At 72.7% G+C, this 24,062-nt stretch carries 23 protein-coding genes and 1 other RNA gene; 20 read left to right on the top strand and 4 right to left on the bottom strand.

Going from position 1 to position 24,062, the window contains the following annotated elements:
• The first annotated feature begins 95 nt into the window (after positions 1–95).
• The 4 genes from ssrA to CLV28_RS00620 all read left to right on the top strand — a co-directional run bounded on the left by ssrA (position 96) and on the right by CLV28_RS00620 (position 5,649).
• Positions 96–463, top strand: a transfer-messenger RNA (tmRNA) gene (gene ssrA / locus CLV28_RS00635).
• A 279-nt stretch (positions 464–742) separates the two neighbouring features.
• Entirely contained in the window at positions 743–2,428 is a 1,686-nt protein-coding gene (locus tag CLV28_RS00630) for an MFS transporter (RefSeq protein ID WP_100421393.1), read from the top strand.
• Between the two features lie 54 nt (positions 2,429–2,482).
• Positions 2,483–4,093, top strand: coding sequence for an amidohydrolase (locus CLV28_RS00625; protein WP_100421392.1), 1,611 nt, complete (start codon positions 2,483–2,485; stop codon positions 4,091–4,093).
• Complete coding sequence (locus CLV28_RS00620; RefSeq protein ID WP_100421391.1) at positions 4,093–5,649, top strand: MFS transporter; 1,557 nt, start codon at positions 4,093–4,095, stop codon at positions 5,647–5,649. The genes CLV28_RS00625 and CLV28_RS00620 overlap by 1 nt, the downstream gene beginning before the upstream one ends.
• Here the strand turns inward: CLV28_RS00620 and CLV28_RS00615 are convergent.
• Together CLV28_RS00615 and CLV28_RS00610 are read right to left on the bottom strand one after the other, a co-directional pair.
• On the bottom strand, positions 5,632–5,934 hold the full coding sequence (locus tag CLV28_RS00615; RefSeq protein ID WP_100421390.1) for a hypothetical protein: 303 nt from the start codon (positions 5,932–5,934) through the stop codon (positions 5,632–5,634). The genes CLV28_RS00620 and CLV28_RS00615 overlap by 18 nt on opposite strands.
• A gap of 2 nt (positions 5,935–5,936) precedes the next feature.
• Positions 5,937–6,857 carry a DUF4349 domain-containing protein gene (locus CLV28_RS00610; protein ID WP_100421389.1) on the bottom strand — a complete coding sequence of 307 codons (921 nt, stop codon included), beginning with the start codon at positions 6,855–6,857 and terminating at the stop codon, positions 5,937–5,939.
• Positions 6,858–7,191: 334 nt separating this feature from the next.
• Here CLV28_RS00610 and CLV28_RS00605 point away from each other — a divergent pair, with 334 nt between their 5' ends.
• The 8 genes from CLV28_RS00605 to CLV28_RS00570 all read left to right on the top strand — a co-directional run bounded on the left by CLV28_RS00605 (position 7,192) and on the right by CLV28_RS00570 (position 15,929).
• Positions 7,192–8,355 (top strand): ROK family transcriptional regulator, encoded by a 1,164-nt coding sequence (locus CLV28_RS00605; RefSeq protein ID WP_100421388.1) that lies wholly within the window; start codon positions 7,192–7,194, stop codon positions 8,353–8,355.
• 201 nt (positions 8,356–8,556) lie between these two features.
• Positions 8,557–9,852, top strand: coding sequence for an extracellular solute-binding protein (locus tag CLV28_RS00600; protein ID WP_157802439.1), 1,296 nt, complete (start codon positions 8,557–8,559; stop codon positions 9,850–9,852).
• 239 nt (positions 9,853–10,091) lie between these two features.
• On the top strand, positions 10,092–10,943 hold the full coding sequence (locus CLV28_RS00595; RefSeq protein WP_239073268.1) for a carbohydrate ABC transporter permease: 852 nt from the start codon (positions 10,092–10,094) through the stop codon (positions 10,941–10,943).
• On the top strand, positions 10,940–11,866 hold the full coding sequence (locus tag CLV28_RS00590; protein WP_239073267.1) for a carbohydrate ABC transporter permease: 927 nt from the start codon (positions 10,940–10,942) through the stop codon (positions 11,864–11,866). The genes CLV28_RS00595 and CLV28_RS00590 overlap by 4 nt, the downstream gene beginning before the upstream one ends.
• Position 11,867: 1 nt before the next feature.
• Positions 11,868–12,851, top strand: a complete 984-nt coding sequence (locus tag CLV28_RS00585; protein ID WP_239073266.1) for an ROK family protein — start codon at positions 11,868–11,870, stop codon at positions 12,849–12,851.
• A complete protein-coding gene (gene nagB / locus CLV28_RS00580) occupies positions 12,851–13,633 on the top strand; it encodes a glucosamine-6-phosphate deaminase (RefSeq protein WP_100421385.1) in 783 nt (260 codons plus the stop codon). The genes CLV28_RS00585 and nagB overlap by 1 nt, the downstream gene beginning before the upstream one ends.
• A gap of 143 nt (positions 13,634–13,776) precedes the next feature.
• Positions 13,777–14,091 carry a DUF3039 domain-containing protein gene (locus CLV28_RS00575; RefSeq protein WP_100421384.1) on the top strand — a complete coding sequence of 105 codons (315 nt, stop codon included), beginning with the start codon at positions 13,777–13,779 and terminating at the stop codon, positions 14,089–14,091.
• Positions 14,088–15,929 (top strand): DEAD/DEAH box helicase, encoded by a 1,842-nt coding sequence (locus CLV28_RS00570; protein WP_100421383.1) that lies wholly within the window; start codon positions 14,088–14,090, stop codon positions 15,927–15,929. Before CLV28_RS00575 ends, CLV28_RS00570 begins: the two co-directional genes overlap by 4 nt.
• Before the next feature lie 2 nt (positions 15,930–15,931).
• On the opposite strand, the gene CLV28_RS00565 is transcribed toward CLV28_RS00570, so the two are convergent.
• Positions 15,932–17,272: a nicotinate phosphoribosyltransferase gene (locus CLV28_RS00565; protein WP_100421382.1), complete on the bottom strand. Its 1,341-nt coding sequence runs from the start codon at positions 17,270–17,272 to the stop codon at positions 15,932–15,934.
• A 151-nt stretch (positions 17,273–17,423) separates the two neighbouring features.
• Here CLV28_RS00565 and clpS point away from each other — a divergent pair, with 151 nt between their 5' ends.
• The 7 genes from clpS (at position 17,424) to rdgB (ending at position 21,881) form a co-directional block, all read left to right on the top strand.
• Entirely contained in the window at positions 17,424–17,699 is a 276-nt protein-coding gene (gene clpS, locus CLV28_RS00560) for an ATP-dependent Clp protease adapter ClpS (protein ID WP_100422287.1), read from the top strand.
• A gap of 16 nt (positions 17,700–17,715) precedes the next feature.
• Positions 17,716–18,366, top strand: a complete 651-nt coding sequence (locus CLV28_RS00555) for a DUF2017 family protein (RefSeq protein ID WP_100421381.1) — start codon at positions 17,716–17,718, stop codon at positions 18,364–18,366.
• Positions 18,367–18,483: 117 nt separating this feature from the next.
• The gene (locus CLV28_RS15630) at positions 18,484–18,639 is read left to right on the top strand and encodes a hypothetical protein (RefSeq protein WP_170062603.1); all 156 of its coding nucleotides are present in this window, start codon (positions 18,484–18,486) and stop codon (positions 18,637–18,639) included.
• Between the two features lie 96 nt (positions 18,640–18,735).
• The gene (gene murI / locus CLV28_RS00550) at positions 18,736–19,539 is read left to right on the top strand and encodes a glutamate racemase (protein ID WP_100421380.1); all 804 of its coding nucleotides are present in this window, start codon (positions 18,736–18,738) and stop codon (positions 19,537–19,539) included.
• Positions 19,539–20,351 carry an MBL fold metallo-hydrolase gene (locus CLV28_RS00545; protein WP_100421379.1) on the top strand — a complete coding sequence of 271 codons (813 nt, stop codon included), beginning with the start codon at positions 19,539–19,541 and terminating at the stop codon, positions 20,349–20,351. Before murI ends, CLV28_RS00545 begins: the two co-directional genes overlap by 1 nt.
• A 112-nt stretch (positions 20,352–20,463) precedes the next feature.
• On the top strand, positions 20,464–21,225 hold the full coding sequence (gene rph, locus CLV28_RS00540) for a ribonuclease PH (RefSeq protein WP_100421378.1): 762 nt from the start codon (positions 20,464–20,466) through the stop codon (positions 21,223–21,225).
• Positions 21,222–21,881: an RdgB/HAM1 family non-canonical purine NTP pyrophosphatase gene (rdgB, locus tag CLV28_RS00535; protein WP_100421377.1), complete on the top strand. Its 660-nt coding sequence runs from the start codon at positions 21,222–21,224 to the stop codon at positions 21,879–21,881. The genes rph and rdgB overlap by 4 nt, the downstream gene beginning before the upstream one ends.
• A gap of 18 nt (positions 21,882–21,899) precedes the next feature.
• On the opposite strand, the gene CLV28_RS00530 is transcribed toward rdgB, so the two are convergent.
• On the bottom strand, positions 21,900–22,361 hold the full coding sequence (locus tag CLV28_RS00530) for a DUF3054 domain-containing protein (protein WP_100421376.1): 462 nt from the start codon (positions 22,359–22,361) through the stop codon (positions 21,900–21,902).
• A gap of 53 nt (positions 22,362–22,414) precedes the next feature.
• Between CLV28_RS00530 and CLV28_RS00525 the strand changes: the two genes are divergently transcribed.
• Positions 22,415–24,049, top strand: a complete 1,635-nt coding sequence (locus CLV28_RS00525; protein WP_100421375.1) for an ATP-binding cassette domain-containing protein — start codon at positions 22,415–22,417, stop codon at positions 24,047–24,049.
• Positions 24,050–24,062 lie beyond the last annotated feature (13 nt).

The following is a 24,062-nucleotide window of genomic DNA, read 5'->3' as shown; positions in this document are numbered from 1 at the left end:
CGCGTAGGATCGTGGTGCACGGTCGGGCGGCAGCCCGTTCGTGCACGCGTGCGGTGGCTCTCGGGTCGACCGGGCGCGTGCTTGACAACTGCACAGGGGGTGATCGGTTTCGACGGTGGTCGTGCTTCGAGGAGAAGCGGGCCGAGGATGCAGACTTATCTCGTAAACGACGTCTGCAAACCTATAGGTGCCGATAACAAGCGCACCGACTTCGCCCTCGCCGCCTGAGCGAGGCTTCGAAGTCCGTCAGCCCGGGGATGCTCTCGCCCCGGTTCCTGGCGTCAGCTAGAGAGCCACTGCTCGTGACGTTCGTCGGTGACGTCACGGGGACTTTCAGCCGACTGAGCCTGTCAGCATCGTGTCCGTGAGAATGCTGGGGCCGAGAAAGGCGTAACGGACTGCGCCCGGAGAAGTCCTGGAAAAGCGCCACCGGACCGGGGTTCGATTCCCCGCACCTCCACCCCTGCGCGACGCCCCGCCCCCTCTCGGGGGAGCGGGGCGTCGTCGTTCCTGCAGCCGACGTCCGCGCCTCGTCCGTCGGCCTCCCGGTCGTCGTGGACCCGCCGTGCGCCGACGGGCCCGCGGTGCCCGGGGGCGGGTCCCGATCGTGCCCGGCTCGCGCGGGCTGGTCGGTGTGTCCGTTCCGCGCGCGCTGCCTCGTGCTGACCCCTAGTGTTCGAGTCGTGGGGCGGTTCGCCGCCATCGAGGTCCGGCGGTGGCCGGCGACCCGAGGAGGATTCGCATGACTGCTGACGCCGGGACGATGAGGAAGGGGACCACCGCCGCGCTCATCGCGCTGACGGCGGCCTCGTGCCTCCAGGTGGTCGACCCGACCGCCAACAACATCTCGATCGTCGGGGCCAGCGTCGACCTCGACATGTCCGGCTCCGAGCGTGCGTTCGCGGCGAGCGTCGGCACGCTCGCGCTCGCGGCGCTCATCCTGACCACGGGCGCGCTCGGCGACCGGCTCGGCCGGCGCAAGGTCATGCTCGCGGGCCTGCTCGTCGCGGTCATCGGCGGCGTCATCACCGCGATCGCCCCGAGCACCGCGATCTTCATCCTCGGTCGTGCGGTCACCGGCATCGGCATCGCCGGGTCGTTCGGCCTCAGCTTCGCCCTGCTGCGCGAGGTGCTCCCGAACAACATCCCCAAGGCCGTCGCCTTCTGGCTCGCGGGGCAGACCGCCGCCGCGCTCGTGCTGGGCGTCGTCGCGGGCTGGATGGCCGGCATCAGCTGGCGCCTCGGCTACCTGACCATGCCGATCGTCGCGGTCGTCGCGTTCCTCATGTGCATGCGCGGGCTCCCCGAGGCCAAGGCCGACAAGGTCGGCAAGTTCGACTACGTGGGCCTGAGCGCGATCGCCGTCTCGCTCATCGGCCTGATCTACGGCCTGAGCAACGCGGGCGGCGACGGCTGGACGTCGTCCTCGGTCCTGATCCCGCTCGCGATCGGCGTCGTCGCGATGGTCGTCTTCATCTGGTGGGAGGCGCGCATCCCCGACCCCGCCTTCCCCGTCAAGCTCTTCAAGGACCCCGAGCTCGCCGGGTCGGTCGCCACGGGCTTCTCGTTCAACATGTGGCAGGCCGTGGTGATGATCCAGCTGTCGATGCTCTGGCAGTACGTCTACCGCTACGAGCCTCTGCAGGTGAGCCTCGGCCAGCTGCCGATGAGCCTCGCGATGGTCGTCGGTGCGACCATCGCCGGCCGGATGCTCTCCAAGGGCATCCCCGCGTCCCTCAACCTGATCATCGGTCACGTGCTGCTCATCGGGACGATGGTCATGTTCGGGTTCTCGACCTCGACCTCGCCGTACATCTTCTTCGCGATCCCGATGATCGTCGGTGGCTTCGCCCGCATGCTCAACGAGACGACCATGGGCCAGTACTTCGTGGCCAAGCCGCCGGCGGCTCTCACGGGCGCGATGTCGTCGTCCAAGACCGCGATCGGCCAGACGAGCTTCGCGCTCGGCACCGCGCTCTCGTCGACGTTCCTGTTCGGCCAGTACGGCCGGGCGATCGCCGAGAAGTTCGCCGAGGCCAACGTCGAGCCGGCGCAGCAGGGCCAGTACACGGGCATGATCCAGACCTACGTCTCGGGCGGGGACATGGACCAGTACGACCCCGCCGTCGTGCAGAAGGTCATCGACGAGGCGTCGGACGCCTTCGTGACCTCGTTCAACGGCACGATGTTCATCATCGCCGGGTTCCTGACGTTCTTCGCCGTGATCAGCACGCTGTTCTTCATGCGGGCGAACAAGCTCCGCAGGGACGGTCGTCTGGTCGACGGCCCGCTCACGGTCGACGGCGTGCCCGCGGCCCTCGTCGGCGGCGCCGGCACGTCGACGGCGGACCCCGACGGCGGGACGACCCCCGACGCCGACGGACCGGGCGGACCAGGGACGGCCGGCCCCGCGCCGTCCGGCGCCTGACGAGCGCCTGCCGCGACCGCACCGTCGACGACCACTCCCGCAGAAGGAACGACCATGAGCACACCTGACCTGATCCTGACCAACGCGACCGTGATCACGGTCGACGACGCCGCGACCGTGGCCGAGGCCGTCGCCGTGACCGACGGGCTCGTCTCGGCCGTCGGCACGGCCGCCGAGATCGGCGCCCTCGCGGGCGACGCGACCGAGGTCGTCGACCTCGGCGGTCGCACCGTCGTGCCCGGCTTCGTCGACGCGCACAGCCACGTCTCGATGGGCGCGCCGTACGTCAAGCACGCCGCGCTGCACACCCCGCCGGTCGGCGACACCCGCACGGTCGAGGACGCGATCCGCAAGCTCCACGAGGCCAAGGAGCGCAACGACCCGGCGCCGGGGGAGTACGTGATCGGGTGGGGGTACTTCCCCGACCTGATGGACGACGGCGGCGTGCTGACGGCCGAGATCCTCGACCGCGAGTTCCCCGACCACCGGGTCGCCGTCGTGCACGTCTCGGGCCACGGCGGCTTCGTCAACTCGCGCGTGCTCGAGGACGCGGGGTACGGGCCGGGCAGCCCCAACCCGGACGGAGGGACGATCGTGCGCCTCCCGGGCACCGACGTCCCGTCGGGCGAGCTCTGGGAGCAGGCGTGGATGCCGCTCGTGTTCAGCCTGCTGTCGTACGGCGAGGCCGAGCTCGACGCGATGCTCGCGGAGTACGCGCGCTGGGGCGTGACCACGGTCCAGGACGGCGCGGCGACCGCGGAGCAGATCGAGACGATCCGTGGCTTCGCCGAGAAGAAGCCGCTGCTGGTCGACGTGCGCTCGCTCGCGATCTTCAACGAGCTGCCCGAGGTGCTCGAGTCGGGCCTCATGGGCACGACGGCGGGCGGGCACACGGTCCAGGGTGTCAAGCTGATCCTCGACGGCTCGCCGCAGGGCCGGACCGCGCACGTGACCGAGGAGTACGTGACGGGCGGGCCCGGGGGCGAGCAGCACTGGCACGGCCTCGCGGTGATCGACCAGCCGACGACCGACCACTTCGTCGACCTCGCCTACCGCAACGGCGTCCAGGTGTTCGCGCACTGCAACGGCGACGCGGCGGTCGACCAGCTGCTCTCCGCGCACCGGACCGTCACGGCCGCGGGCGTGACCCCGCCGGGACGCACCGTGCCGATCCACTCGCAGGTCATGCGGCACGACCAGCTCGACGAGTACGTCGCCGCGGGCTTCGAGCCGTCGATGTTCACGATCCACGCCTACCTGTTCGGCGACATCCACATCAAGAACTTCGGCGAGGAGCGCGCGTTCGGGATCTCGCCGATGCGCTCGGCCATCGACAAGGGGCTGCGACCCACGAACCACTCGGACTACCCGATCACGCCGATCAACCCCCTCGTGCTGCTGTGGAGCTCGGTCAGCCGGACGTCGCTCAACGGTGTCGTGCTGGGCGAGGGCGAGCGCATCACGCCGCTTGAGGGCCTGCGGGCGCTCACGATCGACGCGGCGTACGAGCACCGCACCGAGCACGACCGCGGCTCGATCGAGGTCGGCAAGCTCGCCGACCTCGTGGTGCTCAGCGACAACCCGCTCGAGGTCGAGACCGACGCCATCAAGGACGTCCAGGTCGTGCGCACCCTCAAGCGGGGCGTCACGGTGTTTGACGCCTGATGGCGACCGACGGCACGAGCGCGACCCGCTCGACCGAGGGGGTCGCGCACCGCCCGGGCCTCGCGATCTTCGCGCTCACCGTCGCGGGCGTCGCGCAGGCCGCCGACGTCTCGCTGCACAACACCGCGATCGCGTCGGCCGCGGTCGACCTCGGGATGACCGGCTCGCAGCGGGCGTTCGCGGCGTCGGTCGCGACGCTCGCCATGGCGGCGTCGATCCTGTCGATCGGCAGCCTCGGCGACCGCGTCGGGCGGCGCCTCACGCTGCTGTGGGCCTGCGGGGCGCTGCTCCTGGGCGGCATCCTGACGGCCGTCGCCCCGGGCTTCGGGCTCTACGTCGTGGGCCGCGCGATCACGGGCGTCGGCCTCGCCGGCACGCTGTGCCTGTCGATGGCGCTCATCCGGACGGTCGCGCCGGACAGGGTCGCGAAGGCGATGTCGCTCTACTTCACCGGTCAGGTGGGGTTCGCGCTGCCGCTGACCATCGCGGGCGGGGCGCTCATCGGCGCCTCGTGGCGGCTGGGCTACCTCGTCGTCCCCGTCGTGGGCGTCCTGGCGTTCTTCCTCAACAAGCACTTCGTGCCACGGTCGAAGGCGCAGGAGTTCAGGCCGGCCGACCCGGTGGGCCTGAGCCTCATCGCGGTCGCGCTGGTCGGGATCATCTGGGGCGTGAGCAACGCGAGCGGAGGCTGGACCGAGGCCCGCGTGCTGATCCCCGTGGTGCTCGGCGTCGTCGCGCTCGTCGCGTTCCTGTGGTGGGAGACGCACCACGACTCGCCCGCGCTGCCCGTGCACCTGTTCAAGGACCCGAACCTCGCGGGCGCGCTCACCGCCGACGTCTCGTTCAACATGTGGCAGGCCGTGATGACGCTGCAGCTCTCGCTGCTGTGGCAGTACATCTACGCGTACGGGCCGCTCGAGGTCACGCTCGGCCAGCTCCCCGCGACCATCGCGATGGCGCTCGGTGCGTTCGCCGCCGGACGCTACGTGGCGCGCGGCGGCACGCCGCAGACGGCGATCCTCACGGGGCTCGCCGGCGTGACCGTCGCGATGGCGCTGTTCGCGTTCGCCGGCGCCGACACCCCGTACTGGATCTTCGGGATCGGGCTCGTGGTCGGCGGCTTCTCGCGCATGCTGACCGAGACGTCGGCGGGGGAGTTCTTCGTGGGCGTCCCGCCGCCCGACCTCGTCGGGGCGACCGTCGCGAGCAAGCCCGCGATCGGCCAGGCGTCGTTCGCCCTGGGCCTCGCGCTGAGCTCGACGCTCCTGTACGGCGGCTTCGGCAACGGGCTGCAGGAGGCGCTCGACGACTCGGGGCTCACCCCGTCCCAGCAGCTCGTCGTGACGGGCTACTTCGCGGGCGACGACGAGCTGCCCGAGTGGGCGACGCAGACGCCGCAGTTCGGCGAGATCGTCTCGACCGCCGAGGACGCCTACGTCGACTCGTACCGCACGACGATGACGCTCTTCACGGTCGTGTTCGCGCTCCTGTGGTTCGTCGCGGCGTACTTCCTGTGGTGGGTCCCGCGACGCCGGGGGTCACCAGTCCAGCAGTGACCTGCGTGCGAGTGCGCCGTCGTCGAGCCACCGGAGCTCGAGGCGGCGCCCTCGCACGTCGAACCATCCGTTCTCCCCCGGGGGGAGCGGGTCGTGGGGCTCGACCTCGTCGCTGAAGACGGCGGGCACCGCGGGGTCGTCCCACGTGACGTACCACTGGACGACGTCGCGCGGGTTCACGAACGCGCAGTACCGCCGAGGCCCGAGCACGTCCCAGTGCCGTCGCACGCGCGTCATGAGGTACCCGACGGGGCGACCGTCCTCGAGCAACCGCGCGACGGGCACGGTCAGCTCCCGGATCGTGCCGGGGTCGCGACGTCCGCGGCTGCGGGGTCAGGGGCCGCGTCGTCCGGCGCGGCGGAGGCCGCACGCCGTGAACGTCGACGCAGCAGGAGCACCACGCCGAGCACGAGCGCGCCGGCGACGACCCAGGGGAGAAGGACGCCGATCACGACCACGGCGACGCCGACGGTCGCGACGAGGGCGTCCCACCCGGCGGCCATGCCACCGGTGAAGCCGCCGCTCCCGGCCTCCGCGGGCGGCTCGGGGACGATCGCGATGTCGAGGGTCGACATCGCGACCTGGTCGGCGAGCTGCGCGCGCTGGCTCTCGAGGCTCTCGAGGTCCGCCTGGCGGCTCGTGAGCTCCTTCTCGGCGGCGAGCAGGTCGGCCGTGCTCGCGGCGTCCGCCATGAGGTCGCGCAGCCGCGTGGTCGAGGTGGTCAGGGCCGCGATGCGCGCGTCGAGGTCCTGGGCGGTCGAGGTCACGTCGGCCGAGTCGAGCGAGACGTCCTGCACGTCGCCGGCCTTCGACAGCGCTCGGATGGTGTCGTCCGTCGCGTCGGCAGGCAGGCGCACCCGGACGTAGGCCGTGCGCTCGTCGTCCGGCCCGGTCGACTGCGACCGCGACTCGACGCGACCGCCCACGGTGTCCACCATCGTGGCGATCTGCTGCGCGGTCGCGACCGGGTCGGGGGCGACGACCGTGAGCGAGCCGGTCGTGACGATGCTCCGGCCGTCGTCCGTGTCGGCGCCGGCCACACCGGCGATCTCGGGGCCGACCGCGTCCTGCGCGACCGCGGAGTCGTCGCCGGCCGACGAGCTCACGGCCTCGTCGCCGCTCGACGAGCAGCCCGCGAGCGCGGTCGCGAGCACGGCGGCGGTGGCCAGGAGGGCGAGCCGCGCGGTGGCGGGGCGACGGGAGCGCATGCCTCGAGCCTAGGTCCGGGGTGCGTCCAGGAGACGTGGGGTCGCACGATCGTGACCGGTTTGTGGCGTATCCGTGATCCGCCCGAGGCTGGGCGGCGTGCAAGCGCCCCGGGGGTCGGGACAGGGGACCGGGGCAGCGGACCGGCGGTCGTGGCGTCGTCGTCGGAGCCGGCGCAAGATCGTTGATCTCTCAACGATTCCGGGCAGATCCGTGCGCTGACGTGCGACGGGACTTCACCGTGACGTCGCCCGAATGTTTCGGCCCGGCAACGGTTTGGACACGGCCCTTCCGATCGCTTGACACGCGCTTAGTAAAGGCGGTCTACTAACAAACATGACGACGGACGTCACCCGCAGCGGTGCACAGCGACGCGGACTCAGCACGACGCTGAGGCCGACGTCCAAGGTGCTCCCGGAGCACGCCAGGGCGCACAACCGCTCGCTGGTGCTCCAGCACCTCTTCCACGAGGGTCCCACCTCGCGGGCGGACCTCGCACGGGCGACATCCCTGACCCGCGTCACGATCTCGGACCTCGTCTCGGTGCTCATCGCCGAGGGCCTCGTCGAGGAGCTCGGGATCCGTCCCGGCCAGCGCGTGGGCAAGCCCGCGATCCTCGTCGGGATGCGCACGAGCGCCTACCAGATCGTCGCGGTCGACCTCACGGACGACGCCGAGATGCGCGGAGCGGTCATGTCGCTCACGGGCGACGTGGTCGTGCGCTCCAACCTCAAGATCGAGGGTCGCAGCGGCGTCGAGCTCGTCGACTTCCTCGCCCGGTTCACGCGCGGCCTGATCGCGTCGGCGACCCAGCCCGTGCTCGGCGTGGGCATCGGCTCGCCGGGCGTGATCGACGCCGACGGCACGGTGGTCGAGGCTCCCAACCGCGGGTGGTTCGGCGTCCCGCTCGCCACCGACCTCTCGGAGCGGCTCGCGCTCCCGGTCCACGTCGCCAACGACGCCAACATCGCCTCGCTCGCCGAGTTCACCTTCGGCGGTGCCGAGGGCACGGGATTCATGGTCGTGACGATCGGCGCGGGCGTCGGTGCCGGCGTATTCGTCGACGGCACGCCGATGCGCGGCCACGGCGACGCGGCCGGCGAGATCGGGCACATCACGGTCGTCCCCGACGGCGGGCAGCCCTGCGGCTGCGGCCGCGAGGGATGCCTCGAGACCATCGCCTCGGTCCCGGCGCTGCGCCGCGCGATCGCGGGTCTCGACCCCCAAGACTCCGACGCCCACCTGGCGTCGGTCGGCAGGACGCTCGGCATCGCGCTGGCGCCTGTCGTGAGTGCGCTCAACCTCGCGGAGGTCCTTCTGAGCGGTCCGGCGGACCTGCTCGACGGTGCCCTGCGCGAGGCGGCGTTCGAGGTCATCCGCGTGCGGACGATGCCGGCGGTCAGCGCCGGCTTCTCCCTGCGGATGGCGTCGCTCGACGAGGACGTCGTCCTCGCCGGGGCAGCAGTCCTCGTCCTGTCCGGTCAGCTGGGGGTCTCATGACCCTCCGCGGCAGCAGGTCGGAACCCCGCGGCTCCTCGGAGTCGTGACCAGCGGTACACGACGTACAACGCAGTACCGACGCAACACCTCCCGCATCACCTCCGGTGACGTCCCCAGCGTCACCTCAGCGAAACACCGAGAGGAAGTACCCCAGTGAAGAGGAACCGCATCGTTGCCACCTCCGTGGCCGCGGCTTTCGCGTTGGGCCTTGGCCTGACGGCATGCTCCAGCGACGACGACGCAGCAGGCTCGGGCGACAAGGCCACCGACGACGCAGCGTCGATCCCCGACCAGCTCGAGGGCTGGGAGGAGTCGGCCAAGGGCAAGACCGGGCAGACCGTCCGCGTCTGGCTCATCCAGCCGGGTGACTCGCAGAAGGCTGCGAACGAGTACCTGAAGACGGAGTTCGAGAAGGAGTACCCCGGCAACACCCTCGTCATCGAGGAGCAGCAGTGGCAGACGTACAAGGACAAGTACCTCTCCACGCTCGCCGGCTCGGACGCTCCCGACGTCGTCGAGATGGGTAACACCGACACGCAGGCCTTCACCGCGATCGGCGCGCTCCTCGACCTCACCGCGCAGTACGAGGACCTGGGCGGCGACGACCTGCTCCCCGCCTTCACGGAGATCGGCTCGCTCGACGGCCACTTCTACGCCCCGCCGTACTACTCGGCCGCGCGCCTCGCGTTCTACAGCCCCGAGGCCGTGCCCGGCGACGCCCCGACGACCCTCGACGACTACGTCGCCAAGGGCAAGGAGCTCAAGACGGACGACTTCTCGGGCATCTACCTGCCGGGCAAGGACTGGTACAACGTCATGACGTACGTCTGGGCCGCTGGCGCCGAGATCGCGACGCAGGACGCCGACAACAAGTGGACGGGTGGCTTCGACACGCCCGAGGGCATCAAGGGCCTGACGCAGGCCCAGGACGTCCTGCAGAACGCGAACAGCCAGAAGGTCGCTCCGGCCGACGGCGACGAGTCGAAGGGCACGGACACCTTCTGCGAGGGCAAGATCGGTTACCTCGCGGGTGCCGGCTGGCTCGGCGGCGTCATCTCCGACCCCGCCGCGGGCTGCCCCGACGGGGCCGGCAAGGACCTCAAGGCCTTCGCGATCCCGGGCAACGAGGCCGGCACCGCCGCCCCGACGTTCTCGGGTGGCTCGAACCTCGCCGTGGCGAAGAACTCGAAGAACACGGACCTCGCCTACGGTGCGCTGAAGATCATCGTCGGTGCCGAGTACCAGAACATGATCGCCGAGAAGGCCATGATCCCGGCCCTCCAGTCGTCGTTCTCCTCGCTCCCTGACGACGAGGCCACGCAGATCGGCCTCGAGGTCGTCAAGACCGCGAAGCCCGTCCCGGCTTCGCCGAAGTGGTCCGAGGTCGAGACCAAGAGCTACCTGAAGGACGCCTTCACCAAGCTCGCGCAGGGCGGCGACCCGGCCGAGATCGCGAAGACGCTCGACCAGCAGATCGCGGACACGCTCAACAGCTGACGCTGGTGAGCACGTGACCCGGGGCGGGGGCCCCGGGTCAGCCCTCAGGACGACGGCCGGCCGGCGCACGCCGGCCGGCCGTTCGTCCGAGGCCCCCTGAACACCGTTCCACCACCATTCCTGGGAGTCAGATCATCATGAGCGTTCCCGCAGCGGCGGGGACCCGGACCGCGACCACGGATCCGCCAGTCCCGTCCCCACGCAAGGCGCGCGCGCCGAAGCTCCCCTGGGTGCTTCTCGTGCCCACGTTCGTCATCCTCGGCATCATCACCGCGTACCCGGTGGTCCGCCTGGTGATCATGTCGTTCCAGGAGTACACCGCGGCGCAGCTCTACGGGACACCCGCCGAGTGGATCGGGTTCGACAACTACGTCGAGGTGCTGACCGACCCCGAGTTCCACGGCGTGATTCTGCGCAGCCTCGGCCTGATGATCGTCTGCGTCGTGCTCACCATGGTGCTCGGGACCCTCGTCGCGCTGCTCATGATGCGCCTCGGCAAGGGGATGCGCACCATGGTCTCGGTCGGCCTGCTGCTGGCCTGGGGCATGCCCGCCCTCACGGCCACGATCGTGTGGGGCTGGATCGTCGACCCCAACGGCATCCTGAACTACCTGCTCAGCGTCATCACGGGCGACGACTGGTCGGGTCACTCGTGGCTCGCGAACCCGATCTCGTTCCTGGCGGTCGCCGCCGTCATCATCGTCTGGGGCGCCGTGCCGTTCGTGTGCTTCACGATGTACGCCGGCCTCACGCAGATCCCGGGCGAGGTCCTCGAGGCCGCGCAGCTCGACGGCGCCGGGAAGGTCAAGACCTTCCGCCTCATCCAGATCCCGTTCGTGACGTCGATCATCGCGGTCCTCGTGGTGCTCTCGGTCATCTGGGACCTGCGCGTCTTCGCCCAGATCTACGCCCTGCAGGGCATGGGCGGCGTCGCCGCCGAGAACAGCACGATCGGCGTGTACATCTACCAGACCGCGTTCTCAAGCGCGAACTACGGCCTCGCGAGCGCGATGGGCGTGATCCTGACGATCGCACTCATGGCGATCTCCTACGTCTACATCCGCCGCACCGTGAAGGAGGAAGGGCTGTGAGCTCGACCATGACCAGCCCCGCACCCGCGAAGGGCGCGTCCCAGGAGTCGGCCGCGAGCGCCGCCCGACGCTCCCGCACGGGCACCAAGCGACGCGTCGGCAACGTCGGCTGGGGCCTGGTGGCCCTCGTCGTCTTCGTCTTCTCGGTCTTCCCGTTCTACTGGATGCTGAACACCTCGCTCCAGCCGGCCCGCAACACCATGGGGTCGTCGCCGAGCTTCTTCCCGACGGAGTTCACGCTCCGGGCGTTCGACACCGCGATCAACGAGCCCAACCCGGCCGTGTTCTCGACCGCGCTGCAGAACTCGCTCATCGTCACGTTCATGACGCTGGTCGCGTGTCTCGTGGTCGGCTTCATGGCCGCGCTGGCCGTCGCCCGCTTCACCTTCAAGGGGCGTCGCACGTTCATCATCTCGATCCTCGTGGTCCAGATGCTCCCGGCCGAGGCGATGTTCGTCTCGCTCTACCGGATCCTCGACTCGTGGCAGCTGACCAACACCTTCTTCGGGCTCGCGCTCGCCTACGTCGGTGGTGTCCTGCCCTTCACGATCTGGACCCTGCGCGGGTTCGTCGCGGGCGTGCCGGCCGACCTCGAGGAGGCGGCGATGATCGACGGCTGCTCGCGCGGCAAGGCGTTCTGGAAGGTCACGTTCCCGCTGCTCGCTCCGGGCCTCGTCTCGACCGGCATCTTCGCGTTCCTCCAGGCCTGGAACGAGTTCGTCCTGGCGCTCGTCGTCATGACCCGCCCGGAGAACGTGACGCTGCCGGTCTGGCTGCGCTACTTCCAGCAGGCGACGCGTGGCACGGACTGGTCGGCGCTCATGGCGGGGTCGGTGCTCATGTCGATCCCCGTCCTGATCTTCTTCCTCATCGTCCAGGGCCGGATGACGGGTGGCCTCGTCTCCGGCGCGGTGAAGGGCTGACGTGAGCGAACTCAGCCCGGTGGTCCCATCGTCCGACGGGACCACCCGACCTCCCGGTGCGCTCTCGGTCGGGCTCGACGTCGGTGGGACCAAGGTCCTGGGCGTCCTGCTCGGCCCCGAGGGGAACGTCCTCGCGACGCTGCGCATCCCGACCCGGTACGGTCCCGAGGGCGTCGTCGCGAGCGCGGTCGAGGCCGTGCGTGGTCTTGCGGAGCCGGCGGGCGTCGACCCGACGGAGCTGTCCGGCGTGGGCATCGGCGTCCCCGGCCTGGTGGACCCGGCGACCGGTTCGGTCGTCCACGCGGTCAACCTCGGCATCGAGGGCAAGCCGTTCGCGCTCGCCGCGCAGGTCTCGGCCGAGCTCGGTGGCGTCGCGGTGAGCGTCGACAACGACCTCAACGTGGCGGCGCTCGGCGCCGCCCACGCGGCGCCTCCGTCGGCGTCGGGCGACCTCGCCTTTCTCGCGCTCGGCACGGGCATGGCCGCGGGCATCGTCCTCGCGGGCGAACTGCGCCGCGGCGTCTCGGGCGCTGCCGGGGAGATCGGTCACGTGCCGGTCGACCCCGCCGGCCCCGAGTGCCCGTGCGGCCAGCGCGGCTGCCTCGAGACGTTCGTCTCGGGGACCGCGCTGAGCGCGCGGTGGCCGTCGCGCGAAGGGCGCCCGGCGCCCGCCGAGCTGTTCGACGCGGCAGCCGCGGGCGTGCCCGAGGCCGTCCAGATCAAGCACGAGTTCGTCACGGCGGTCGCGAGCGCCGTCCGGCTCCTCGTGCTCACGTACGACGTCGACCGGGTCGTCCTCGGCGGCGGGGTGAGCGCCCTGGGCGTCCCGCTGCTCGACGGGGTCCGTGAGGCGCTCGCGCGGCAGGCGGACGGTTCGCCGTTCATCGCCTCGCTCGCGATCGCCGATCGGGTCGCCCTGTGCCCGCCCGACGTTCCTGTGGCCGCGGTGGGCGCTGCCCTCGCCGGTCGGAAAGAGGTGTCCTGATGGAAGTTGTGATCGCTCCCGCCGACGAGCTCGCGCGGCTCGCGGCAGACACGATCGAGGCCAAGCTCCGTGAGAAGGCCGACGCGGTGCTGGGCCTCGCGACGGGTTCGAGCCCGCTCAAGGTGTACGACGAGCTCGCTCGTCGGCACACCGAGACCGGGCTGTCGTTCGCGAAGGCCCGGGCGTTCATGCTCGACGAGTACGTGGGCATCGCCGCGGACCACCCCGAGCGCTACCGCAACGTGATCGAGACCGAGATCGCGTCGCGCGTGGACTTCGCCGAGGGGGCCGTGCGCGGGCCGGACGGGCTCGCGGACGACCTGGTCGCGGCGTGCGCCGACTACGAGGCCGCGATCGCGGCCGCGGGCGGCGTCGACGTGCAGCTCCTGGGCATCGGGACCGACGGGCACATCGCGTTCAACGAGCCCGGCTCGTCGCTCGCGTCGCGCACGCGGATCAAGACGCTCACGCAGCAGACCCGCGAGGACAACGCGCGGTTCTTCGAGGACGACCTCTCGCAGGTGCCGCAGCACTGCCTCACGCAGGGGCTCGCGACGATCATGTCGGCCAAGCACCTCGTGCTGCTGGCGACGGGCAAGGGCAAGGCCGAGGCCGTGCACCAGCTCGTCGAGGGCCCGATCTCGGCCATGTGGCCGGGCACGGTCATGCAGATGCACCCTCACGCGACGGTCCTGGTGGACGACGCGGCCGCGAGCCGGCTGCAGCTCGCGGACTACTACCGGCAGACGTACGCGTCCAAGCCGGCGTGGCAGGGTCTCTGACCCTCGTCCGCACGAGCACCCGAGGGCGGGTCGGCACGCACGTGCCGGCCCGCCCTCGTGCGTGCTCCCGGGGTCGCGCATCGTGAGACGACGCACAGCGCGGGGTCGACGCCACGTCGGTGCCGCGACCTAGAATCGTGCCCATGAGCGAACCGAGCGCACCCACGGGTCCCCAGGCACCGTCCGACGAGCCGTCGTCGGGCACCTCGACGGGGCTGCTCGAGCGCACCGAGACGACCGAGCAGGTCGAGCCGGGCGACCACGAACGTTTCGCGCACTACGTGCGCAAGGAGAAGATCATGCAGTCCGCGATGACGGGCAAGCCCGTGATCGCCCTGTGCGGCAAGGTCTGGGTGCCGGGGCGGGACCCGAACAAGTTCCCGGTCTGCCCCGCGTGCAAGGAGATCTACGAGGGCCTGCGCAGCCCCCGGGACGGCGACGGCGACTCCGGCAAGTGACCGACCGCCTCAGCCCCCGCACCGACCGCACACCCGCTCCGACACCCGCCGCACCTCAGGCGGCGTCGTCCTTCGCCGCCTCGACGCTCTCGCCCGCGTTCCCGCGGCGCGCCCCGTGGGGCACGGCGTCCAAGCTGCGCGCGTGGCAGGCCGCCGCGCTCGAGCAGTACCGCGCCGCGGAGCCCCGTGACTTCCTCGCGGTGGCGACGCCGGGCGCGGGCAAGACGACGTTCGCGCTGCGCATCGCGACCGAGCTGCTCGAGCAGGGCGTCGTGCGGCGCGTGACGGTGGTGGCCCCGACCGAGCACCTCAAGCACCAGTGGGCCGACGCCGCCGCGCGCGTGGGCATCCGGATCGACCCGAGCTTCAAGAACAGCCAGGGGCGGCACGGGTCGCACTACGACGGTGTGGCGCTCACGTACGCGCAGGTCGCGGCCAAGCCGGCGCTGCACGCGGCGCGCACGACGGCCGCGCCGACGCTCGTGATCCTCGACGAGGTGCACCACGGTGGCGACGCGCTCTCGTGGGGCGACGCGGTGCGTGAGGCCTTCGAGGACGCGACGCGGCGGCTCGCGCTCACGGGCACGCCGTTCCGCTCGGACACCGCGGCGATCCCGTTCGTGCGGTACGCGCGCGACGAGCAGGGCATCCGCCGATCGGTCGCGGACTACACGTACGGCTACGGCGACGCGCTGCGCGACCACGTGGTGCGCCCCGTGCTGTTCATGACGTACTCGGGCCAGATGCGCTGGCGCACGCGCGCGGGCGACGAGGTCAGCGCGCGCCTCGGCGAGGACATGACCAAGGACATGACCGGTCAGGCGTGGCGCACCGCGCTCGACCCGAACGGTCAGTGGATCCCGTCGGTGCTCGCCGCGGCGGACAAGCGTCTCTCGGAGGTGCGGCGCGCGGTCCCGGACGCGGGCGCCCTGGTCATCGCCACGGACCAGACGGACGCCCGCGCGTACGCGGGGCACCTCGCGCGCATCACGGGGACGTCGCCCACGGTCGTGCTCTCGGACGACGACGGCGCGAGCGCGCGCATCGACGAGTTCTCGGCGAGCGACGACCGCTGGATGGTCGCGGTGCGCATGGTCTCCGAGGGCGTGGACGTCCCGCGGCTCGCGGTCGGGGTCTACGCGACGTCGACGTCGACCCCGCTGTTCTTCGCGCAGGCCGTCGGGCGGTTCGTGCGCGCGCGCCGTCGCGGCGAGACGGCGTCGGTGTTCCTGCCGAGCGTCCCGCACCTCGTGGGGCTCGCCAACGGCATGGAGATCGAGCGCGACCACGCGCTCGACCGTCCGCTCACGGCCGAGGAGCAGGGCGAGGAGTTCAACCCCGAGGACGCGCTGCTCGCGGCCGCGAACAAGGAGGAGAAGGCGTCGGACTCCCTGCAGGGGACGTTCGAGGCCCTCGACGCGCAGGCGACGTTCGACCGCGTGCTGTTCGACGGCGGCGAGTTCGGCACGGGCGCGGAGACGGGCTCGGACGACGAGCTCGACTTCCTCGGGCTGCCCGGCCTGCTCGACGCCGACCAGGTCGCGACCCTGCTGCGCCAGCGGCAGGCCGACCAGCTCTCGGCACGCTCGCGGCGCGGCGCGGACGCGCAGCGGATCGAGCAGGAGCGCGCCGAGATGGACCACCGGCGCGCGGCCGAGCTGCGCAAGGAGCTCGCCCAGCTCGTGTCGGGGTGGGCGCGCCGCAGCAAGCAGCCGCACGGCTCGGTGCACACCGAGCTGCGCCGTCGCTGCGGGGGGCCGGAGGTCGCGCTCGCGACCGTCGAGCAGCTCGAGGCGCGGCTCGAGGTGCTGCGCGGCTGGTTCGTCGGCCGCCGCTGACGTCAGGGGCGGCCCGCGAGACGGGCGACCGTCGTCCGCTCGGTCGGGATCGTCGGCTCCCCGGCCGAGAGCCGGCGCGCGCCGCGCGGGAGCTCGTCGCGCGAGGCCCGGTGGCGCTCGGCGGCCAGGCGCACGCCGGTCGCCCCCGTCCAGCGGTGGTCGATCGCGCCGTCGACCACGAGCGGGACGTGCAGGGGGCGCAGGTCGTCGTCGGGGGACCAGGCGGCCACCTCGTCGTCCGGCCCGCCCGCCACGACCTCGGCGCTCGCGCGGCCGTCGGGGCCGTAGCGCCGGGCTGCGGACTTGCGACCGCCGACGCTCGTCTTGGACGTCGAGGCCTTCGCGACGGGCTGCATGGTGCCGTCGTCGTCGGCGCGCGCGACGAGCTTGTAGACCATGCCGCACGTGGGCGCGCCCGACCCCGTGACGAGCCGCGTGCCGACGCCGTAGCTGTCGACGGGCGCGACCGCGAGGCTCGCGATCGCGTGCTCGTCGAGGTCAGAGGTCACGACGATCTGCGTGTCGCGGGCCCCGAGGCCGTCGAGCTGGCGCCGCACCTCGATCGCGAGCACCCCGAGGTCGCCCGAGTCGAGCCGCACCGCGCCGAGCCCGGTGCCGCCCGCGGCGACCGCGCGCTGGACGCCGCGGCGCACGTCGTAGGTGTCGACCAGGAGCGTCGTGCCCGTGCCCATCGAGGCGACCTGCGAGCGGAAGGCCTCCTCCTCGTCGTCGTGCAGGAGCGTGTAGGCGTGCGCGGCCGTGCCGATCGTGGGCAGCCCGTAGCGGCGCCCCGCCTCGAGGTTGGACGTGCCGGCGAAGCCCGCGACGACGGCCGCGCGCGCGGCGGCGACCGCGGCCTCCTCGTGCGCGCGCCGGGCACCCATCTCGAGGCACGGTCGGTCGACCGCGGCGCTCGTCATGCGCGACGCGGCCGCGGCGATCGCGGAGTCGAAGTTGAGGATCGACAGCACGAGCGTCTCGAGCAGCACGGCCTCGGCGAACGTGCCCTCGACGACCATGAGCGGCGAGCCCGGCACGTACGTCTCGCCCTCGGCGTACCCGACGATCGTGCCGCCGAACCGGTAGTCGGCGAGCCAGGCGAGCGTGCGGTCGTCGACGACGCGCTCGGCCTCGAGCCAGGCGAGCTCGGCGTCCCCGAACCGGAAGCTCGCGAGCGCGTCGAGCACCCGGCCCGTGCCGGCGAGCACGCCGTAACGGCGACCTGCGGGCAGGCTGCGCGTGAAGACCTCGAAGACGCTGCGCCGGTGCGCGGTGCCGTCGGCCAGCGCCGCCTGGACCATGGTCAGCTCGTACCGGTCGGTCAGCAGGGCGGTGCTCGTCATGGCGCCACCCTAGGGCCACCGCGGCCTCCCCGCCGTCCTCGCCCGGGCGGCGTCCGCGGGCCGAGACGGCCGAGCCCGCGGAGCCCGCGTCGGGACCTAGAGTGGTGGGGTGAGGATCCGAGACGTGCGCGCGAGCAGCCCCGCGGGGGACGTGCTCGAGGACGTGCGCACCGACGAGGCGACGGGCACGGCCGACGCGTGGGCGACCGTCGTGTGGAACGACCCCGTGAACCTGATGTCGTACGTGAGCTACGTCTTCCAGAGCTACTTCGGCTACGGCGAGGCGAAGGCGCACGCGCTCATGCTGCAGGTGCACCAGGAGGGCCGCGCCGTGGTGTCGTCGGGCGGTCGCGAGAAGGTCGAGGTCGACGTGCAGGCCATGCACGGGTTCGGGCTGTGGGCGACCATGCAGCGGGGCTCCGAGTGACCCGCGGGGGCCGCTGATGCGCAGGTTCGTCCGCGGCGCGGACGACGCCGGCGCGCCCGCGTACGTGGCCGAGCTCGACGCGACCGAGCGGATCGTCCTGGCGCAGGTCGTGGGCGACGTCGCGCAGATGCTCGAGTCCGCGCTGCCCGACCCGCAGGACGTGGTCGACGACGCGGGCACCCCGGTCGAGGAGGGCGCGGGCGTCCCGCTCGAGGACCTCCCGCCGCACGGCACGTCCCCGGACGCGGTGCGCCCGCCCGACGACCCGGCGCTCGCGCGCCTGCTCCCGGACGCCTCGCGCGACGACCCCGAGGTCTCGGCCGAGTTCCGGCGGCTCACGCAGGCCGACGTCGCCGAGCGCAAGTCGGCGGGCCTCGTGCGGCTCGCGCACCTGCTGCTCGCGGACGAGCCGGCCGTCGGCGAGCCGTCGCCGCTGGCCGTGGCCCCGGGCGAGGCCCGCGCGGTCGCGGCGGCGCTCACGGACGTGCGCCTCGTGCTCGCCTCGCGCCTGGGCGTGGAGACCGACGAGCAGGCCGAGGCGCTGCACGCCGAGGCCGCGCAGGGGTCGGACGCCGGGGCGCGGGGCTTCCTCGTCGGGGTGTTCCTGGCCCTGGGCTGGCTCCAGGAGACGCTGCTCGAGCTCATGCTCGCCGACCTGCGGCGCTGACCCGCCCGGGTCCGTCCGGGGCCGAGGGGCTCCCGACGTGCGAGTCACCGGCGGCGGTGCGACGGTCACCAGGTGACCGGGGCACCTTGCCCCGGCGTCGTGGAAGGGACCCACACCATGCCTACCTGGCTCATCATCGTCATCGTCGCCGTCGTCCTCGCGCTGTTCGGGCTGCTCGTGCCTGCGCTCAAGATCCTGCTGTGGATCGCGCTCGCCGTGATCGTGATCGGACTCGTCCTGGCGCTCGTCAACCGGGGCAAGAGCAAGGTCTGACGACCTCGGGGCCCCGGCCCGCGTGCGGCGCACGTCACCACGACATCCTGTGTCGTCGGGGCGTGCGCCGCGGCGCGTCCGACTACCCTCGAACTCGTGAACGACGCACCCATCGGGATCTTCGACTCCGGCGTCGGCGGTCTGACCGTCGCCCGCTCGATCCTCGACCAGCTCCCGCACGAGTCGCTGTACTACATCGGCGACACCGCGAACTCGCCGTACGGGCCCAAGCCCCTCGCGGCCGTGCGGGCGATGTCGCTCGCGATCATGGACGACCTGGTCGACCAGGGCGTCAAGATGCTCGTCATCGCGTGCAACAGCGCGTCGTCCGCGGTGCTGCACGACGCGCGCGAGCGCTACACCGGCAGGCACGGCCTGCCCGTGGTCGAGGTCGTCCTGCCCGCGGCGCGGCGCGCCGCCGCGGCCACGCGCAACGGCCGGATCGGCGTCATCGGCACGCAGGCCACGATCGGCTCGCGCTCGTACGACGACGCGTTCGCGGTCGCCCCCGGCATCACGCTGACCTCGCAGGCCTGCCCCGAGTTCGTGTCGTTCGTCGAGGCGGGCATCACGTCGGGCCCGGACGTGCTCGACGTCGCGCACGCGTACCTCGACCCGGTCCGCGAGGCCGGCGTCGACACCCTCGTGCTCGGCTGCACGCACTACCCGCTACTCACCGGCGCGATCTCGTACGTCATGGGGGAGGACGTCACGCTCGTCTCGAGCGCGGAGGAGACCGCCAAGGACGTCTACCGCAACCTCGTCGCGCACGGCCTCGAGCGCTCGCGCGACGCGGGCCCGCCGCAGCACCGGTTCGTCGCGACCGGCTCGGCCGAGCCGTTCGACCACCTCGCCCGCCGGTTCCTGGGCCCCGAGGTCGCGACCGTTGAGGCCGTCTGATGCGTCTGACGACGGTCGGCACGTCGGGCTCGTTCGCCGGGCCCGACTCCCCGGCGTCCTGCCACCTGGTGCAGGTCGGCGCGGACGTCTCGCCCGACGGGCGCGCGTGGAACGTCGTGCTCGACCTGGGCAACGGCGCCCTCGGCGCGCTGCAGCGGCACGTCGACCCGCTCGCCCTCGACGCGGTCCTGCTCTCGCACCTGCACCCCGACCACTTCGTCGACGTGTGCGGGCTCTACGTGTACCTGCGGTACCACCCGGGCGCCGGGGCGGAGCGGGGCACGCACCGCGCGCCCCTGCCCGTCCTGGGGCCGGACGACGTCGCGGCCCGCGTCGCTCAGGCGTACGGCCTCGGCCCGGACGAGGACATGTCGGCCCAGCTCGACCTGCGCCCGTACGCGGGCACCTTCGACGTCGGCCCGCTGCGCGTCGAGCCCGTGCCGATGTACCACCCGGTGCCCGCATTCGGGCTGCGCGTGACCGGTCCGTCGACCGTGCGGCCGGGCGAGCGCGCGACGCTCGCCTACACGGGCGACACCGACTACTGCGAGAACGTCGTCGGGCTCGCGCGCGACGTCGACCTGCTGCTGTGCGAGGCCGCGTTCCACGAGGGGCGCGACGACCTCGTCGAGCCCGGCATCCACCTCACGGGGCGGCGGGCGGGCCGCGTCGCGCGCGAGGCCGGAGCGCGCCGTCTGGTGCTCACGCACGTGCCGCCGTGGAACGACCGCGCCGCGACGGCCGCCGAGGCCGCGGGTGAGTACGCGGGGCCGCTCGAGGTCGCGACGTCGGGGGCGACGTACACGGTGTGACGGCCTGCCTCGGTGCCGCAGGCGCGGCGGGCCAGGTGACGAAGGCGCGGCGGTCGCCCGCGCGCGCAGGGACCGCGCGGTCCGTCGTCCGACCGCCCGATAGGCTGGCGGCATGACTCAGAACCCCTCCGCCGTCGTGCGCGCCGACGGGCGCACCCCCGACCAGCTGCGCCCCGTGACCATCACCCGGGGATGGCTCGACCACGCCGAGGGGTCGGTGCTCGTCGAGTTCGGTGGCACGCGCGTGCTGTGCGCGGCCTCGTTCACCGAGGGAGTGCCGCGCTGGAAGAAGGGCTCGGGCGAGGGCTGGGTCACGGCCGAGTACGCGATGCTGCCTCGCGCGACCGACTCGCGGAACCAGCGCGAGTCCGTCAAGGGCAAGATCGGCGGCCGCACGCACGAGATCTCGCGGCTGATCGGGCGCTCGCTGCGCGCCGTGGTCGACGTCAAGGCGCTCGGCGAGAACACGATCGTGCTCGACTGCGACGTGCTGCAGGCCGACGGCGGCACGCGCACCGCGGCCATCACGGGCGCGTACGTCGCGCTCGCGGACGCGATCGCGTGGGGGCGTCGGCACGGGCACGTCACGGGCGGCCACCAGGTGCTGACCGACTCGGTCTCGGCCGTGAGCGTCGGGATCATTGACGGCACCCCGATGCTCGACCTGCCGTACGTCGAGGACGTGCGCGCCGAGACCGACATGAACGTCGTCGTGACGGGCGCGGGCACGTTCGTCGAGGTGCAGGGCACCGCCGAGCACGCGCCGTTCGACCGTGCCGAGCTCGACGCGCTGCTCGACCTCGCGGTCGGCGGGACCGCGACCCTCGCGCAGATCCAGCGGGACGCCCTCGCCGCCGAGCCGGGCCGCCGATGATCACGGACGGTCCGACGGCGCACGCCGCGGTGGTCCCGGCGGGCGCGCGGCTCGTGCTCGCGACGCACAACCGCGGCAAGCTCGCCGAGCTGCGCGCGATCCTGGGCGCCCAGCCCGGTCTCGACCTGCCGGAGGAGGCCGTGATCTCGGCCGCCGACCTCGCGACCGCCGAGCCCGTCGAGGACGGCACCACGTTCGCCGAGAACGCGCTCATCAAGGCGCGGGCGCTCGTCGCCGCGACCGGCCTGCCCGCGGTCGCGGACGACTCGGGGCTCGCGGTCGACGTGCTCGGCGGCGCGCCCGGCATCTTCTCGGCCCGCTGGTCGGGCGCGCACGGCGACGACGCGGCGAACCTCGCCCTGCTGCTCGGCCAGCTCGCCGACGTGCGCGACGAGCACCGCGGCGCCGGGTTCGTGTGCGCGGCGGCACTCGTGACGCCCGACGGCACCGAGGTCGTGTACGAGGGCGCGTTGCGCGGGATGCTCCTGCGGGCACCGCGCGGCGCGGGCGGGTTCGGGTACGACCCGATCCTGCGGCCCGACGGCGAGGAGCGCTCGTGCGCCGAGCTCACGGCGGCCGAGAAGAACGCGATCAGCCACCGCGGGCAGGCGTTCCGGGCGCTCGCGCCCGCGATCGCCGGCGCGCTCGGGGCGTGACCCGCCCCGCCGCGGCGGTCAGCGGGGCGGACGTCGCCCGGCGAGCTCGGCCGCGCGGCGTCGGCGGTCGCGCGGGCTGAGCACCTCGACGAGCTGCACCACGCCCCGCCAGCCGAGCATCAGCACCGCGAGGAACCCGAAGCTCACGAGCTGGAACGCGGGCGCCGTGCCCTGGTCGGTCAGCGCGCGCAGGATCAGCCCGACCGACCACGTCGCACCCCAGACGATGATCCCGACGGGCGCGACCACCGTCGGGCGGCGCCATGCCCGCGCGAGCACCCAGCCGACGGCCGTGCCCGCGAGGAACGGCCACACGATGCGCAGGATCGCCTCGGTCACGTCACCCGTGTCGTGGGCGCGGTAGCCCCCGAGGGCGAGCGCGACGACGCACGCGACGTCCGCCACGGCCGCGAGGACCGTGACGCGCACGGCGCGGCCCGGACCGTCGCCGGACCGTCGGGAGGCAGGCTGGGAGGTCATGCGGCGAGCGTAGTCCCGCCGGCTGGGAGCCCGGCGCCCCGTAGGGTGGGGGAGTGCAGCTCGTGGCCCAGGACATCGCGTTCTCCTACCCCGGACGTGACGTCCTCTCCCACGTCGACGTCGCCGTCTCTCCCGGGACCCGTCTCGGGGTGGTCGGCGAGAACGGCACGGGCAAGTCGACGCTGCTGCGGGTCCTGTCGGGCGAGCTCGCCCCGAGCCGTGGCACGGTGCAGCGCGAGGGCTCGCTCGCCGTCGTCGAGCAGGAGATGGCCGCGCCGCCGGGGGTGACCGTGGGCGACGTCGTCGACGCCTCGCTGCGCGCGCTGCGCGCGGTCGTGACCGAGCTCGACGCCGCGGCCGACGCGTTCGACCACGAGACCGGGGACCTCGCGGCGTACGGCGAGATCCTCGCGCGCGTCGAGCACCTCGCCGCGTGGGACGCCGACCGTCGCGTCGACGTCGCCCTGACCCGCCTCGGGGCGTGCCGTGACCGCGAGCGCGAGCTCGCGACCCTGTCCGTGGGCCAACGGTTCCGGGTGCGCCTGGCGTGCCGGCTCGCCGAACGCTCCGACCTGCTCCTGCTCGACGAGCCGACCAACCACCTCGACGACGCGGGCCTCGACTACCTCACGGGCGAGCTGCTCGCGTGGCGCGGCGGCGTCGTCGCGGTGACGCACGACCGCGAGCTGCTCGACGACGTCGCGACCGAGATCCTCGACCTCGACCCGTCGGTCGACGGCCGCCCCGTGCTCTACGGGCAGCCCGGGTACCTGAGCTACCGGTTCGCCAAGAACCAGGCCGTGCAGAAGTGGCGCCGCCGGTACCGCAGCGAGCGTGAACGGGCCGCGAAGCTCGCCGCGATCCTCGACCGGTCGTACGAGAACCTCTCCGACGAGTGGCGCCCGCCCAAGGGCAGCGACAAGCACCGTCGTGCGACGCGCGCGCGCCAGCACGTCAAGTCCGCCGACCGCCTCGCGCAGAAGCTCGAGGAGACCGCGGTCGAGGTGCCCGTGCCGCCGCTCGAGCTCGTGTTCCCCGAGCTCGTCGCGATGTCACCGGGGTGGAGCCCCGCCGAGCCGGTGCTCGAGGTGCGCAGCCCGCGCGTCGTCGCGCCGTCCGGGGCGGTCCGGCTCGACCTGCCCGGCACCCGGGTCGCGGTGCCGCCCAGCGGACGCCTGCTCGTGATCGGCGCCAACGGCAGCGGCAAGTCGACCCTGCTCGCCGCGCTCGCCGGAGCGCTGCCGCTCGACCGGGGCACGCGCACGGTCGTGGACGGCGCGCGCGTCGGGGCCGTGACCCAGGAGGGCGCGCCCGTGCCGACCGACGTCACGGGGTTCGACGCGTACGCGCGCGAGGCCCTCGACCTGCTCGAGGCCGGCGAGCTCGACCCCGACCACCTCGTGCCCGTCGCGTTCCTCGGGCTGCTCACCGAGGAGGACCTCGACCGGCCCCTGACGGAGCTCTCGGCCGGGCAGCGTCGGCGCTTCGACCTCGCGCGGGCGCTGCTGCACGTGCCGCACCTGCTCCTGCTCGACGAGCCGACGAACCACCTGTCGATCGACCTCGTCGACGAGCTCACGCAGGCGCTGCGCGTGACCCCGGCGGCCGTCGTCGTCGCGACGCACGACCGGCGCATGCGCGCCGAGCTCGCGGACTGGCCGGTGCTCGACCTGACGCCCTCGCGCTGACGGGCGGCCCGCC

Source organism: Sediminihabitans luteus (genome assembly GCF_002797595.1).
GTDB classification, from domain to species: Bacteria; Actinomycetota; Actinomycetes; order Actinomycetales; family Cellulomonadaceae; genus Paraoerskovia; species Paraoerskovia lutea.
This window is presented reverse-complemented; position numbering and strand designations above follow the sequence as displayed.